General features: G+C 72.7%; 12 protein-coding genes. 8 read left to right on the plus strand and 4 right to left on the minus strand.

What is annotated here, in order from left to right:
• Positions 1–345: 345 nt before the first annotated feature.
• The 4 genes from AB0D04_RS09525 (at position 346) to AB0D04_RS09540 (ending at position 4,130) form a co-directional block, all read left to right on the plus strand.
• Positions 346–552: a hypothetical protein gene (locus AB0D04_RS09525; protein WP_362701182.1), complete on the plus strand. Its 207-nt coding sequence runs from the start codon at positions 346–348 to the stop codon at positions 550–552.
• 187 nt (positions 553–739) lie between these two features.
• The gene (locus AB0D04_RS09530) at positions 740–2,368 is read left to right on the plus strand and encodes an AMP-binding protein (RefSeq protein WP_362701185.1); all 1,629 of its coding nucleotides are present in this window, start codon (positions 740–742) and stop codon (positions 2,366–2,368) included.
• A 140-nt stretch (positions 2,369–2,508) separates the two neighbouring features.
• Positions 2,509–3,102 carry a TIGR03086 family metal-binding protein gene (locus tag AB0D04_RS09535; protein WP_362701188.1) on the plus strand — a complete coding sequence of 198 codons (594 nt, stop codon included), beginning with the start codon at positions 2,509–2,511 and terminating at the stop codon, positions 3,100–3,102.
• Between the two features lie 137 nt (positions 3,103–3,239).
• Complete coding sequence (locus AB0D04_RS09540) at positions 3,240–4,130, plus strand: TIGR03619 family F420-dependent LLM class oxidoreductase (RefSeq protein WP_362701191.1); 891 nt, start codon at positions 3,240–3,242, stop codon at positions 4,128–4,130.
• A gap of 18 nt (positions 4,131–4,148) precedes the next feature.
• On the opposite strand, the gene AB0D04_RS09545 is transcribed toward AB0D04_RS09540, so the two are convergent.
• The gene (locus AB0D04_RS09545) at positions 4,149–5,783 is read right to left on the minus strand and encodes a FadD3 family acyl-CoA ligase (protein ID WP_362701194.1); all 1,635 of its coding nucleotides are present in this window, start codon (positions 5,781–5,783) and stop codon (positions 4,149–4,151) included.
• Between the two features lie 143 nt (positions 5,784–5,926).
• Between AB0D04_RS09545 and AB0D04_RS09550 the strand changes: the two genes are divergently transcribed.
• From AB0D04_RS09550 to AB0D04_RS09560, 3 genes are all read left to right on the plus strand, one after another.
• Entirely contained in the window at positions 5,927–7,078 is a 1,152-nt protein-coding gene (locus tag AB0D04_RS09550; RefSeq protein ID WP_362701197.1) for a lipid-transfer protein, read from the plus strand.
• Between the two features lie 84 nt (positions 7,079–7,162).
• A complete protein-coding gene (locus AB0D04_RS09555; protein ID WP_362701200.1) occupies positions 7,163–7,645 on the plus strand; it encodes an OB-fold domain-containing protein in 483 nt (160 codons plus the stop codon).
• Complete coding sequence (locus AB0D04_RS09560) at positions 7,642–8,421, plus strand: enoyl-CoA hydratase/isomerase family protein (protein WP_362701203.1); 780 nt, start codon at positions 7,642–7,644, stop codon at positions 8,419–8,421. Before AB0D04_RS09555 ends, AB0D04_RS09560 begins: the two co-directional genes overlap by 4 nt.
• Positions 8,422–8,442: 21 nt before the next feature.
• Here the strand turns inward: AB0D04_RS09560 and AB0D04_RS09565 are convergent, their stop codons facing one another.
• A complete protein-coding gene (locus AB0D04_RS09565; RefSeq protein ID WP_362701206.1) occupies positions 8,443–9,000 on the minus strand; it encodes a hypothetical protein in 558 nt (185 codons plus the stop codon).
• Between the two features lie 189 nt (positions 9,001–9,189).
• On the opposite strand from AB0D04_RS09565, the gene AB0D04_RS09570 reads away from it, so the two are divergent.
• Positions 9,190–10,077: a hypothetical protein gene (locus tag AB0D04_RS09570; RefSeq protein WP_362701209.1), complete on the plus strand. Its 888-nt coding sequence runs from the start codon at positions 9,190–9,192 to the stop codon at positions 10,075–10,077.
• Positions 10,078–10,113: 36 nt separating this feature from the next.
• On the opposite strand, the gene AB0D04_RS09575 is transcribed toward AB0D04_RS09570, so the two are convergent.
• Both AB0D04_RS09575 and AB0D04_RS09580 read right to left on the minus strand, forming a co-directional pair.
• Positions 10,114–12,681, minus strand: a complete 2,568-nt coding sequence (locus AB0D04_RS09575) for a PQQ-binding-like beta-propeller repeat protein (RefSeq protein ID WP_362701212.1) — start codon at positions 12,679–12,681, stop codon at positions 10,114–10,116.
• Between the two features lie 526 nt (positions 12,682–13,207).
• Positions 13,208–13,972, minus strand: a complete 765-nt coding sequence (locus AB0D04_RS09580; RefSeq protein WP_362701215.1) for a VOC family protein — start codon at positions 13,970–13,972, stop codon at positions 13,208–13,210.
• Between the last annotated feature and the right edge of the window lie 161 nt (positions 13,973–14,133).

A 14,133-nucleotide genomic window follows, 5' to 3' on the forward strand; every position in this document is an offset into this window, starting at 1 on the left:
CCTCATCCCCTACCCCCCCCGCGTCCACCGTCCCCAACCGGGCCGGGCCCCCCGGGGGGTTCCCGGGGGGGGCCCGGGGGGGCCCCCGGGGGGGGGACCCGGGGGGATCCAGGGGGATCCAGGGGCCGGATTCGATGACACCGAGGGGGGAGTCATCGAGTCCGGCCCTCTGGCATGCGGCACCCCACCTATTCCGCTCGGCATTGGCCGGCAGGTGGTCAGCATTATCGGGCAACACTGATTCTGCTCATTCTGCGGCTATTTCCAGACAGTGAGTCGAACATATGACCAACTAGCGGCTAGCTTCGGTCGACAAGAAACGCCGCCCCCAACCCAGGAGTTGACGTGAGCCGAACCCAGCGGACGATCGCCACGATCGCCATCGCAGCTGCCATGGCGGGAGGCGCTGCGGCGCCCGCCATGGCCGACAGCCACACGCCGAAGCGCACCTCCGACATGACCGTCAAGGACACCACCACGCCCATATCCGGCACCTTCACCACCCAGGACAGCACCACCCCGACCGCCCCGGCGGGTATCGCCGCACCGTAGACGGGGAGCCACACCGGAGGGCGCCGAGCCGCAGACTCGGCGCCCTCCGTCGTTCCCGCCGAAGCGATAGGCCTCCACACCTATCTGACGCTTCGTCATATTCACTGCTACAGTCGCGCCATTCGGCCGCCCCGGCGCCGTTCGGATCCCGGCCCACCCCGCCCCGCCCACAGCCAGGAGGCGCGCCGTGTTCGAACCCTCCCGCATCCACACCCTCTGGGAACTGGTCGAGTACCGGGCACGGGCCTCGGCCGGGTTGCCCATGTTCTTCGACGAGGAGGGGCGCAGCGTCACCTTCGACGAGGTGCGGGACGAGGCGGTGCGGGTGGCCGCGGGGTTCCGGGGGCTGGGGGTCAGGGCCGGGACGCGGGTGGTGTGGCAGTTGCCGACGTCGGTGGAGGCGGTCATCGCGTCGTTGGCGCTGGCACGGATCGGGGCCGTACAGACACCGGTCATTCATCTGCACCGGGAGCGGGAGGTCCGGTTCATCCTGGCCGAGTCGGCGGCGGAGTTCGTGCTGGTGCCAGGGGTGTGGCGGGGGTTCGACTACGGGGCGATGGCGCGGAAGCTGGCCGGGGACGACGTCAGGGTGGTCTCGGTGGAGGGCGGGCTGCCGATGGGGGATCCGGGCGAGGTGCCGGAGCCCGCGCCCGAGGGCGGTGACGGCCGTACCACCTGGATCTACTACACCTCCGGTACGACCTCGTCCCCCAAGGGTGTCGAGCACACGGATGCCTCCCTCATCGCCGGCGGGGTCGGGCTGGCGACCGCGCTGGGGATGTCGAAGGACGACATCGGGTCGATCGCGTTCCCGTACGCGCATATCGCCGGGCCGGATTACGTCATCGCGATGCTGGTCAGCGGCTTTCCGGCGGTGGTGCTCGAGACGTTCGAGGCGGGGCGGGCGGCCGCGGTCTACCGGCGGCGCGGGGTGACGATGGCCGGCGGGAGTACGGCGTTCTATCAGGCGTTTCTGGAGGAGTCGCGGCGGTACCGGGGGCAGTCGCCGGATGCGGAGCGGCTGATTCCGTCGTTGCGGCTGCTGTCCGGCGGCGGGGCGCCGCTGCCACCGGAGCTGTATACGGAGGCCGGCCGGGAGCTGGACTGCGCGATCGTGCACGGGTACGGGATGACGGAGTGCCCGATGATCGCGATGGGGACGCCGTATGACAGCGATGAGCAGCTGGCGCGGACGGTGGGACGTCCCGTAAGCGGTGCCCGGGTGCGGATGGTGCGGGCGGACGGGGGCGAGGCCGGGGTCGGGGAGCCGGGTGAGGTGACGGTCAAGGGGACGATGGTGTTCCGGCGGTACACCGATCCGGCGCTGACGGCGGAGGCGTTCGACGCAGACGGGTACTTCCACACCGGTGACCTGGGACATCTGCGTCCCGACGGGCATCTCGTCCTCACCGGGCGGCTCAAGGACATCATCATCCGCAAGGGCGAGAACATCTCGGCCCAGGAGATCGAGGACCTCGTGCGGACGCATCCGGCGGTGGCGGATGTCGCGGTCATCGGGCTGCCGGACCGGGAACGCGGGGAGCGGGTGTGTGCCGTCGTCACCCCGGCCGAGTCCCCCGCCGGCGCACCGTCCTCCGACTCACCGTCCCCCGGCGCACCAGCCCCCGCCCCGCTGACCCTCCCCGCCCTGACCGCCCACCTGCGCGCCGCCGGCCTGATGACGCAGAAGCTGCCGGAGCAGCTGGAGGTCACGGCGGAGCTGCCGCGCGGCGGACCGCTGAACAAGGTGCTCAAGACGGTGCTGCGGGAGCGCTACGCCGAGCCGGGGCGGGAAAACCCCCAGGGCACGCCCTGACGGTGTGGCGATGACTTCCCGGGGCCGGAGGAGTCTTCACTGGGAGGAGCGCGGTGGCCGGGACGGGCGGTGGTCCGCCCCGGGCCCGCGCCCCAGGCAGCGCAGGCTCCCCCGGCAGGACGGAAGGACCGGAACAGAACATGACCGAGACGATCGACTTCGGCGCGCAGACCCAGCTCGTGGAGCGGCTGGCGGAGCACACCTCCGAGGAGCGGATGGACGCGCCCACGCCGTGCGCGGAGTACGCCGTGCGGCACCTCCTGGGCCATCTCGTGGGCCTGACCGGCGCCTTCCGGGATGCGGCACTCAAGCAGCTCGGGCCGACGACCGACACCCCGCCGGGTGCCACGATGCCGGAGGTGACGCCGGACTGGCGCGCCGAGCTGGACCGGAACCTGGCCGAGATGGCGGCGGCCTGGCGCACCCCGGAGGCCTGGACCGGCGAGACCCAGGCGGGCGGGATCCCCCTCCCCGGCGCCATCGCGGGCCGGATCGCGCTCAATGAGCTGGTGCTGCACGGCTGGGACCTGGCGCGCGCCACGGGCCAGGCGTATGCGCCCGACGCGGCGAGTCTGGGGGTCTCGTTCGCGCTGCTCACCTCCTGGGCCGAAGACTCCGGAGGCGCCCCCGGGCCCATGTTCGCCCCGCCCGTCCCGGTGGCGGACGACGCCCCGCTGCTCGACCGGGTGGTGGCGCTCAGCGGCCGCCGGCCGGACTGGACACCCCCGAAGTAGCGCACGCCTTCCCTCTCTTGACTCTCACACCGGTGTGAGGCCGTAGAAGTGGCGCAAAGGAGTGGCTCTGGTAGCTCCAGTGGCTCTGGTGGCTTCAGCGGCTCTTCGGTGAGGCGTCGAGGGTGAGGAGAGGGACCATGACGGAGACCGAGCGCGGCGCGGGGCCGCGGATGCGGCTGCATGTCGTCCTGCCGGACGAGTCCGCGGCGATGGATGTACGGACGGTCGTGGAGCTGGCGCGGGAGGCGGAGGAGCTGGGGTACGCCGGGGTCTGGCTGCCGGATCATGTGCTGCCGCCGGGCCCGTACGGGACGCCGTTGCCCGGATACGGCGGGGTGTACGAGGCCCTGGTCACTCTCGGCCATCTCGCGGCGGTGACGGAGCGGGTCACGCTCGGCACGTCGGTGCTGATCGCCCCGCTGCGCGAGCCGCTGGTCCTCGCCCGGCAGACGGCGACCCTGGCCCGGCTCAGCGGCGGGCGGTTCGTGCTGGGCGTCGGGGTGGGGTGGCAGCGGTACGAGTTCGAGGCGGCGGGCGTGGACTTCGGGACGCGGGGTGCCCGTACGGACAGCATGCTGCGGCTGATCCGGCGGCTGCACACGGGGCGCGGCGGGCCGTACGAGGACGCCTGGACGTCCTTCGACGAGCGGGCCGTGTTCGAGCCGGTGCCCGAGGAGCCGGTGCCGTTCCTGATCGGCGGGAACTCGGATGCGGCGCTGCGGCGCGCGGCGGAGTTCGGCGGGTACTGGCAGGCGGTCGGGCTGACGCCGCAGGAATTCGCGGCGCGCCGGAAGGACCTCGCGCGCCGCGCGGGGGCGCCCCGTGTCGCTGCCGGGAGCCGGACGGAGTGGGCCTCGTCGGAGCAGCCCCTCGCGGAGGTACGGGCCGAGGTGGCCGCCTGGGAGGCGGCGGGTGCCGAGGACCTGGCGGTGTGGTTCGGTGCGGTGGAGGACGGGTTCGCGGACCGGATGCGGGCGCTGGCGGAGGGGACGGGGGTGCGGGACGGCCGGGTGACGGTGGGGCGGTGACCGGTGGCGTCCCTCCCCTCACCCGGCGGCCGCTCCGCCCCCCTCCCGCAGCCGCCGCTTGACCACCTTCCCGCTCGCATTGCGCGGCAGTTCCGCGACGAACACGACCTCCCGCGGCACCTTGTAATTGGCCATCTCGCGGCGGGACCAGGCGATCAGGTCGTCGGCAGTGACGGACGCGCCGGCGCGGCGGACGGCGTAGGCCCTGCCGACCTCGCCCAGGCGGGGGTCGGGGATGCCGATGACGGCGACATCGGCGATGCCGGGGTGGCGGCCGAGGAGTTGCTCTATCTCGGCGGGATAGGCGTTGAAGCCGCCGACGATGAACATGTCCTTGATGCGGTCGGTGATACGGAGGTTGCCGTCGGCGTCGAGGACACCGACATCGCCGGTGCGCAGCCAGCCGTCGGGGGTGAGGGCGCGGGCCGTACCGGCCGGGTCCTCGAAGTAGCCGGACATGACGTGATAGCCGCGGACCAGGACCTCGCCGGGCTCGCCGGGCGCCTGCGGGCGGCCCGCGGCGTCGACGACACGGACCTCGGTGCCGGGTATGGCGCGGCCCGACGTCGAGGCGATGACCTCGGGCGGGTCGCCGCGGCGGCACATGGTGACGAGGCCGGAGCTCTCCGAGAGGCCGTATGCCGTCAGGACGGTGGCGATCTTCAGCTCGCTGCGCAGCCGCTCGACCAGCTCCAGGGGGACGACCGCGGCGCCGGTGACGACGAGGCGGAGCGCGGAGAGGTCGTGCAGGGCGCGGGCGGGGTGTTCGAGGATCTGCTGGTGGAGGGTGGGCGGGCCGGGGAGTACGGAGATCCGCTCGGCGGCGATGTTCGCGAGCGCGGTCTCCACGCCGAAGACCGGCTGGGGGATCATCGTCGCGCCGCGCAGCAGGCAGGCGATGATGCCGGCCTTGTAGCCGAAGGTGTGGAAGAACGGGTTGACGATCAGATAGCGGTCGCCCTGCCGGAGACCGGCGAGTTCGCTCCAGAGGTCGTAGGCGCGCAGGGTCTGGGCGTGGGTGATCACCGCGCCCTTGGGGTGGCCGGTGGTGCCGGAGGTGAAGATGATGTCGGAGGGGGCGTCGGGGCGGAGGGTGGCGGAGCGGGTGGTGACCGTCGACGCGGGTACGGAGGCACCGGCGGCCAGGAAGTCCTTCCAGGTGGTGAAGTCGGCGGGGGCGTCGTCGGAGAGGACCACGACCTGTTCCAGGTGTGGCAGTCCGGGGAGCGGGCCGGTGCCGGTGCCTTCCTGGGCGGCGCGGCGCAGTGAGGCGACGTAGGACGTGCCGAGGAAGGTGCCGGTGACGAAGAGGAGCCGGGCGCGGGTGCGGCGCAGGACATAGGCGGCCTCGGCGCCCTTGAAGCGGGTGTTGACGGGCACGAGGACGGCGCCGGCCGTCACGGCGCCGAGGGCGGAGACGATCCAGTCGAGGGTGTTGGGCGCCCAGACGGCGACGCGGTCGCCGGGCGCGACACCGGAGGCGATACAGGCGGCGGCAGCCCGCTCCACCCGCTCGCCCAGCTCGGCGTACGAGAGCCGGGTGCGGCCCTCGACCACTGCCTCCTGGGCGCCGTACCGCTCCGCGGCCGCGCGCACCAGGTGGGGGATGGAGCCGTACTCCAGGTCCGCCCGCAGATCCAGGTCATCGCGCATCGCACTGCCTCCCGCGAAAGAGCCGAACACGAGCCGGCTTCCTCGTAGCTGACCACATGGGGCCGACCGCATAGCTGACTGTCCGTCAGATTAGCGGTAGCCTCCTCCGCTGTCAGCACTGACGGCCGACCACGGAGGTGGCGATGGGGGCGACCCTCAAGGACGCTACGGCGATAGCCGGCATCGGACAGACTCCTTTTGCCAAACAACTCCCGGAATCGGAAAAGACATTGGCCTGCCGCGCGATCGTCGCGGCGCTCGACGACGCCGGCATCGCCCCCTCGGAGGTGGACGCCTTCGCCTCGTACACCATGGAGGAGACGGACGAGGTCGAGATAGCCAAGGCGATCGGTGCGGGCGACATCACCCACTTCTCCAAGGTCGGGTACGGCGGCGGGGGGTCGTGCGCGACGGTGGCCCATCTGGCCGCCGCGATCGCCACCGGGCAGGCGAGCGTGGGCGTCGCCTGGCGCTCGCGCAAACGCGGCTCGGGGCCGCGGCCCTGGAAGAACACCCAGGTCCAGCTGCCGGCACCGGCGCAGTGGACCCGCCCCTTCGGACTGCTGCGCCCCGCCGACGAGATCGGCATGCTGGCCCGCCGCTATATGCACGAGTACGGCGCCACCCGCGACCACCTCTTCAACGTCGCGCTCGCCTGCCGCAACCGGGCCAACCAGAACCCGGCCGCGATCATGTACGACCGCCCGCTGACCCGCGAGATGTACATGACCGCACGCTGGATCAGCGAACCGCTGTGCCTCTTCGACAACTGCCTGGAGACGGACGGGGCGCTGGCCTGCGTCGTGGTCTCCGCCGAGCGCGCCCGCGACTGCCGGCAACCGCCCGTCTATGTGCACTCCGCCGCCCAGGGCCTGCCCGCCCAGCACCACGGCATGGTCAACTACTGGAACGACGACCCGCTCACCGGGCCCGCCTGGACCGCCGCCCGCCACCTGTGGAAGGGCGCCGACCTCAGGCCGCAGGACGTCGACGTGGCACAGATCTATGACGCGTTCACCCCCCTGATCCCCCTCTCGCTGGAGGGCTACGGATTCTGCGGGCGCGGTGAAGGCGCGGCCTTCACCGAGGGCGGCGCGCTCGAGATCGGCGGCCGCCTCCCCCTCAACACCGGCGGCGGCGGCCTCTCCGAGGCGTATGTCCACGGTTTCAACCTGATCACCGAAGGCGTCAAGCAACTGCGCGGCACCGGCACCGCACAGGTCCCGGACGCCGCCACCTGTCTGGTCACCGCGGGCGAGGGGGTCCCCACCTCGGCCCTGCTGCTGAGGAGTTGACGGCCGATGAGCTCTCGCGAGTCACTGCGTGCATCCGTCCCTGCGTCCGTTCCCGCGTCCGTTCCCGCATCAGTTCGTGAAGACATGTCACCCAGCGTGACACCCGCCACTGACAATCGCCCCGACACCGCCGCCGACCTGCTGCTTCCCGTCCCCGACGACGACGGCGCCCCCTTCTGGGACCACGCCGCCCACGGCGAACTACGCATCCAGGCCTGCTCCGACTGCGACCAACTGCGCTTCCCGCCCCGCCCCTGCTGCCCGCACTGCCAGTCCTTCGCCGCCCACTGGCAGAAGATGAGCGGGCGCGGCCGGATCTGGTCGTATGTGCTGCCGCACCCGCCGCTGCTGCCCGCGTACGCCGACCGGCCCGGCTACAACGCGGTCATCGTGGAGCTGGCCGAGGCCCCGCACATCCGCCTCGTCGGCAACCTCGTCACCACCGCCGACGCCCCCCTCAACTCCGTCGACCCCGCGCGGCTGCGCATCGGCGCCCCGGTGAAGGTCGCCTTCCACACCATGCCCGGGGGCGTGACCGTACCCCGCTGGCTCCTGGAGCGGCCATGACCGGCCGCACCATCCGGGTGGAGACCCCCGGGGACGACGGCGTCGCGCTGGTCACGATCGACCGGCCGGAGCGGCACAACGCGATCGACCTGGAGACGGCCGCCGAACTGACGGCCACCTGGCGAGCGGTCCGCGGCGACGACGGGGTCCGCGCCGTGGTCCTCACCGGAGCCGGCGAGCGCGCCTTCTGTACCGGCATCGACCGGTCCGTCAGCGTGCCGCAGCCCTCCTCCCCGTACGCGATGGACGACCCTCTGCTGGCCATCGGCCCCAAGGCGAACGACCTGTGGAAGCCGGTCATCGCGGCCGTGGGCGGCATGGCCTGCGGCGGCGCGTTCTACCTGCTGGGCGAGTGCGAGTTCCTCATCGCCGCCGAGTCGGCCACCTTCTTCGACCCGCACACGACGTACGGCATGGTCAGCGCGTACGAGGCGATCGGGATGGCGCAGCGGATGCCGTTCGGCGAGGTGGCGCGGATGTCGCTGATGGGGACGGCGGAGCGGCTCTCGGCCGCGCGGGCGTACGAGACCGGCCTGGTGTCGGAGGTCGTACGGGACGGCGAGGCGGTCGGGGCGGCGCTGCGGGCGGCCGCGGTGATCGCCGGCTACCCGTCGGCGGCCGTCCAGGGGACCGTACGGGCGGTGTGGTCGGCGCGCGAGGCGGCACGTTCGCAGGCGTTGGCGGGCGCGCCGCACCTGATCACCCTCGGGAATGCGCCGCCGGAGCAGCAGGCGGGCCTGTTCGCGGCCCGGAAACGCGGCCATCGGATGCGGTGACCGGAAACGGCCCGGATGAGGTCAGCCCCGGGACTTTACGACCGAGTGGAAGTGGCATTTGAACCAGAACCGGTTCCAGTTGGACCCACTGATGGTGTACTCGGCGTCGTAGGTCTCCGTGTCACCGGGGCCCACGGTGATGGAGCGCCGGTGCGAGCCGTAATTGTTCCCGTCGGCCGGCTTGTCCTTCAGCCACACGACGGTGATGTCGTAGGAGTACGTGTCGCTCAGCGACGGGTTCCTGACCTGGACCGTGTACATGAGCGTGTGGCGCGACTCGGAGAAGTCGCAGCCGGTGCCATCGACATCGGAACTCCCGTCCGGGTCGAACGACTCCTCGGTCGGCTCGGGCGAGTAGGTGTCCTCGTACGTCGGGTCCGAGGAGGGGGTCGAGTCCGAGGAGGGGGTCGGGTTGTACGGGTCGTAGCTGTCCGTGGCGCTCGGGGACCCCGTCGGCACCTCGACCTCGGGGACGCCGAAGGCGCAGCCGCCGAGCGTCGCGATGGATGCCAGCGTGAGCCCGGCCGCAACGACCGCCCGTATGCCCTTGCGCCTTCCGCTACGTGTGCGCTGCATCATGCCGTTGCCCATCCCCCTGAAGACGTCTGTGCCGCACCATGCGTTGCCTGACGCGTGCACGGCACCTTAGCAAGCGTGGGTGACAACACGTACGGGGCCCGAGAACACCGGAGAAATAGCGGGTGCGGGCGGTCCGGCGTAGCGTCGGTCACGGAGGACCTCAGGACGACCCGAAGCGAGGCGACGCCAGTGGTGCGCAACGTCATCGGATCCCTGATTGCCCTCCTCGGAGCGACGGCCGCCGTCTGGAGCCCCTTCCGTCCCTGGTACGACGGCCGTCACGGGAGCGACTTCCGCATCGAGGATCTCTTCGGCCATCTCACGGACAACGGCGCCTCGCTCTTCGGCTCCCTCTTTCTGCCCCTGGCCTTCGCGGCCCTGCTGGCCCTCATCGGTGTGGCGCTGCGCTCGCGGGTGCTCGTCGCGCTCGCGGGCGTGATCGTGCTGGGGTTCGCCGTCTTGTGGATGGTCCGCCAGGGACAGTCGGCGGGCGAACTCACCGCGGGCACCCACGGCCTCGGTGCGGGCGTGGCCGGCGCCCTCGGCGGCGGTGCGCTGCTGCTGCTCGGCGCCCTGGTGATGAGGGGCCGTGGCAGCCGGGTGGGCGGCCGCCGGGCCGCGCAGCCGTACGACGACGGGTACGGCGGCTACGACGACGGGTACGGCCGCTACGACGAGCGCCCGGCCCCTCCCCCGGCCGCTCGCCCGGTGACGCCCCCGGCGGCGCCCGAACCATGGGATGCGGGCCGCCCCGTGACCCATGACCCGGCGGCCCAGGAGTGGACCCCGGAGCAGTACGCGGAGGAGCAGTACGGCAACGGTGGCGAGCTGCCCGATGAAGGGCCGGCCACCCGTCCGCTCACCCGCCCCGGTTTCGGCGCCGAAGGCGGGGGACACCCGCCGCACGAGCCGTCCACCGAGCCCTGGCCCCGTCCGACGGCACCACCGCCTTCACCGCCCCCGCCCTCGCCCCCGCCGACCCGGCCGGCGCATCCGCAGCCTCCGACGCCCCCGGTGGAGTGGGGCAAGGAGGAACGGCAGCGGGGCACCCAACAGCCGCCGGAGGAACGGGGGTAGGGATTCCCGCGCGTACCTCCCGGCTACCGCGTCCCGTCAGGACCGCCGGGCCTGCGCCGTCCCCTTCGCCGCGTCCAGCGCGTACACACAGCGGTCCTTGCTACAGGCGTAGACGACGCCACCGACCGCCACCGGCGAACCGGTGATCTCGCCGCCGGTCTCCAGCTTCCAGCGCAGCTGGCCGCCCATCGCATCCAGCGTGTACAGGCAGTGGTCGGCGGAGCCGAAGTGCACCCGGCCCTCGGCGACGACCGGTGCGCCGATCACGTCCGCGCCGGCCTGGAACCGCCAACGCGGCGTGCCCGTCACCGCGTCCAGGGTGTAGAGCGCCTTGCCGCTGCCCAGGTGGACGGCGCCGTGCGCGACCAGCACCGGCTCGGTGGACTGGCGTGCCTCGGTGGCGATCCGCCAGCGGTCGCGGCCGTCCGCCGGGTCGAGGGCGTAGACCGTGCCGAGGTAGTCCGCCAGATAGATTCCGCCGCCGGTGACCGCGGGGCCGGGGGCGAAGGCCGGCGGGCTGACGAACACCGCGGGCGCCTCGAAGTGCCAGCGCACATCGCCGCGCGCGATGTCCAGCGCCAGCACCCGGGTCCCGGCGACCACATAGACCACACCGTCGGACGCGGGCAGCAGCCGCACCGGCACCCCGCCGCACGACGCCGCGTCGCCCACCGGATACGACCAGCGCTCGGCGCCCGTGCGCGCCTCCAGCGCCTTCAGACGGGCATCGGCCCATACGAACACCGTGCCGTCGTGCACCACGGGCCCGGCCTCGGCGGTCTCGAAGTCGGTCTGGACGCCACCGATCTCCCACAGCAGCCCGCCGTTGGCGGCCTCCCACGCCTGGACGCCGCCACCGCGCGTGCTGGTGACGACCGTGCCGCGGTCCACCTTCAGGGCGTAGACCCAGCCATCGGTGTTCAGCCGCCAGCGCTCGGTGCCGTCGTCGGCGTCCAGGGCGTACAGGCTCGGGCCGTCCGAGGCATGGATGCGGCCGTCGGCGACGGCCATCGCCCACGCCACATCGCGGGTCTTGAACTTCCGCCGCCCGCTGGCCACATCGAGGGCGTGCACCTCGAAGGAGGTGACATAGAGCAGGTCGTTGGCGACGACGGGGGTGCCCCAGACGTCGTTCGACATCCGGAAGCGCCAGGGGCGCCAGCGGCCCGGCTCGGCGGGCGGTTGCTCGGGCGGCGGGGGCGGCGCGGCCTCCGGCTGGGCGCCGCCCTGCTGCGGAACACCGGCCGCGGCTCCGCCGCCGGGCGGCCGCACCCAGTTCGTGGCGGCACCGGCCTGCGGCTGCGGCTCGCGCGCGTCGGCGGCGCGCGGGCCCGGCCCTATGGCGGCGGGCGAACCACCGAGGCGTACGGGCCCGGCCTCCGGGGGCGCGGAGGGTGGCGGGGCCGCGGAGACCGGGGTCGCCCGGACCGTCGAGGCGTCCGGGCCCAGCGCCGCGGGCTGCGGCATCGGGCCGGGGCCGCCGGATCGCGGGTCGCCGCCACGGTGCGCGCCGGGCCCCGCGCCGACCCGGCCGGGCCAGCCGGACTCGGCCGCGGCGCCGCCCACCGGTGCGCTCTCGGGCCGCGGCGGCGCCTGTACGGGCTGCGGGGCGGGCTCTGCGGGCACGGGAGCGGCGGGCGCCGGGCGGCCGGGGCCGCGGCCGGAGGAGGCGCGCGGGGAACTCCTGGGTACGGTGGCGCGGCCGCCGCGCCGCTGCTCGATGAGCGCCACCGCACCGGGCGGCAGCCAGGCCGAGGCCGTACCGCTGTCGTCGCTGCCGGAGCCGAACAGATGCGGTGCCAGCTGGGACTGCAGATCGGCGGGGGACGGCCGGTGGACCGCCTCCATCTGCATACAGGACTCCATCAGGGGCCGCAGCTCGTCCGGGAGTCCGGCCAGGTCGGGGCCCTCGCGCAGCAGCATGAAGACGGTCTCGACGGGGTTGGCGCCATGGAAGGGGGCGTGCCCGGTGGCGGCGAAGACCAGCGTCGAGCCGAGGGAGAAGACATCGCTGGCGCCCGTCACACTGCGGGAGTCGCGGGCCTGCTCGGGCGACATGTAGGCCGGGGTGCCCACGGCCACATTGGTCATCGTCAGCCGGGTGTTGGACACCCCGGAGGCGATACCGAAGTCGATGACCCGGGGGCCGTCCTCGACCACCAGCACGTTCGACGGCTTCAGGTCACGGTGCACCAGGCCCGCGCCATGGATGGACTGCAGCGCCTCGGCGATCCCGGCTGCCAGCCACCGCACCGCCTGGGCCGGCAGCGGCCCGCACTCATTGACTATTTCCTCGAGGGAGGGAGCGGGGACATACGCCGTCGCCAGCCACGGCACCGCCGCCCGCGGATCGGCGTCCACCACCGCCGCGGTGTAGAAGCCGCTGACCGCGCGGGCCGCCTCGACCTCGCGTGTGAAGCGGACCCGGAACAGCTGGTCCTCGGCGAGCTCCGTACGCACCGTCTTGATCGCCACGCGCCGGCCGGACGCCGAACGGGCCAGATAGACCAGTCCCATGCCGCCGGCCCCGAGACGGCCGAGCACCTCGAACGGCCCGATCCGCCGGGGATCGTGCTGCGTCAGCTGCGTCAGCTGCTCCACCACTTGCCTGCCACCTCCCCGTGGGGCGTAAAAAAAAGAGACTCTCCATAGCCACGAGCCGCCGAGAGCCACTGCCCCGTGCAGCGTCTCACCGCCTGGCCTGAACGGCCGTACGTGTGGTGATTCTTCCTGGCCGGGCCGCTGGTTGCGAACCCGGGGGCCATGCGTCGTGTCACGGATCACGCCCCGTCACACACGGCGAGCCCGTTACCAGGCGTAACTCACGCCCGCCTGAAGCCCTCGGGTCCATCCGGTGACGCGTGCCTGCCGTGGGGTTACCGGCCGGTTTCCCGCGCGCCGGTCCTCGGTATCCCGCGGCGCAGCGGCCCCCCGGCGGTGCCCGCCCGCCGCGCGGTCGGCGTGCCGCCGCGCGCCCATCCCCTGCCGGTCATGCCGCCCCCGCCCTTGCCGTTACCCTGCGTGCACACGGTGCAGCGCCGCACACACCCCGCGTATTCCCCCGCACCGCTGCCCTTTCCACGCTCCGCACAAAAACTTCTCCGCCGGCACAATTCTCCGACGTCAACGGCTACTTCAGCCCTATGACGCCAAAGCTGGCGCCCTGGTTGTCACTGAAGACGGCGAACGGCCCGCCGAGGGTCTGCCGAGGGCGGACGACGACAGCGCCGCCAAGGTTGGTGGCGGTGCGGGCCGCGGCCTCCATCTCGTCGACGAGGAAGCAGACGAGGAAGTGCGCCGGCATCTCCTCCGGGTACGTCGCGTCCATCGCGATCCGGCAGCCGATCTCGCGGGCCTGGCCGGGCAGCCGCCACGGCAGGAACCCGGGACGCGCCATCGGGCTGTCGGTGACGCCCTCGAAGCCGAAGACGGTCCCGTAGAAGGCGTCCGCGGCCGCGGCGTCACGCGTGTGCAGCACCGTCCAGATGTACCCGCCGGACTCCTGGCCGGTCTCAAAGCCCTGATGCGTGCCGGCCTGCCAGGCGCCGAACACCGCGCCGGCCGGATCCACGGCGATCAGCATGGAGCCGAGCGCGCCGACCTCCCTGGGCGCCGCGAGGATCCGCCCGCCCGCACCCCGGATCAGGGACTCGGTGCGTGTGATGTCGGCGGTCGCGAAGTAGAGGCCCCAGGCCGTGGGGAAGGCTTCGTCCTGCCGGGGCATCAGCCCCGCGGCCTTCTTGCCGTTACGGAAGGCTTGTGTGTAGCCGCCGAACTCGGCGGCACCCTCGGAGAACGTCCAGCCCAGCAGCTCGCCGTAGAAGCGCTTGCCCTGACCGAGATCGGGCAGCATGACGTCCGCCCAGCAGGGAGCGCCGTCCGCCAGTGCAGTCATGTATCAACGCTAGCGGCCGTACGGGCGCCCCGCCCGGCGAACACTCGAACGTGTGGACGATTCATTCCCGGGTTGACGCAGGTCATCCGCACACTGGCACGCAACAGGCCACTCTTTGACCGCACTTGCCGAAGCCGCGGCGCACGCTTGTCCACCAAAGT

It is taken from the genome of Streptomyces sp. NPDC048483 (assembly GCF_040651455.1).
Classification (GTDB): domain Bacteria; phylum Actinomycetota; class Actinomycetes; order Streptomycetales; family Streptomycetaceae; genus Streptomyces.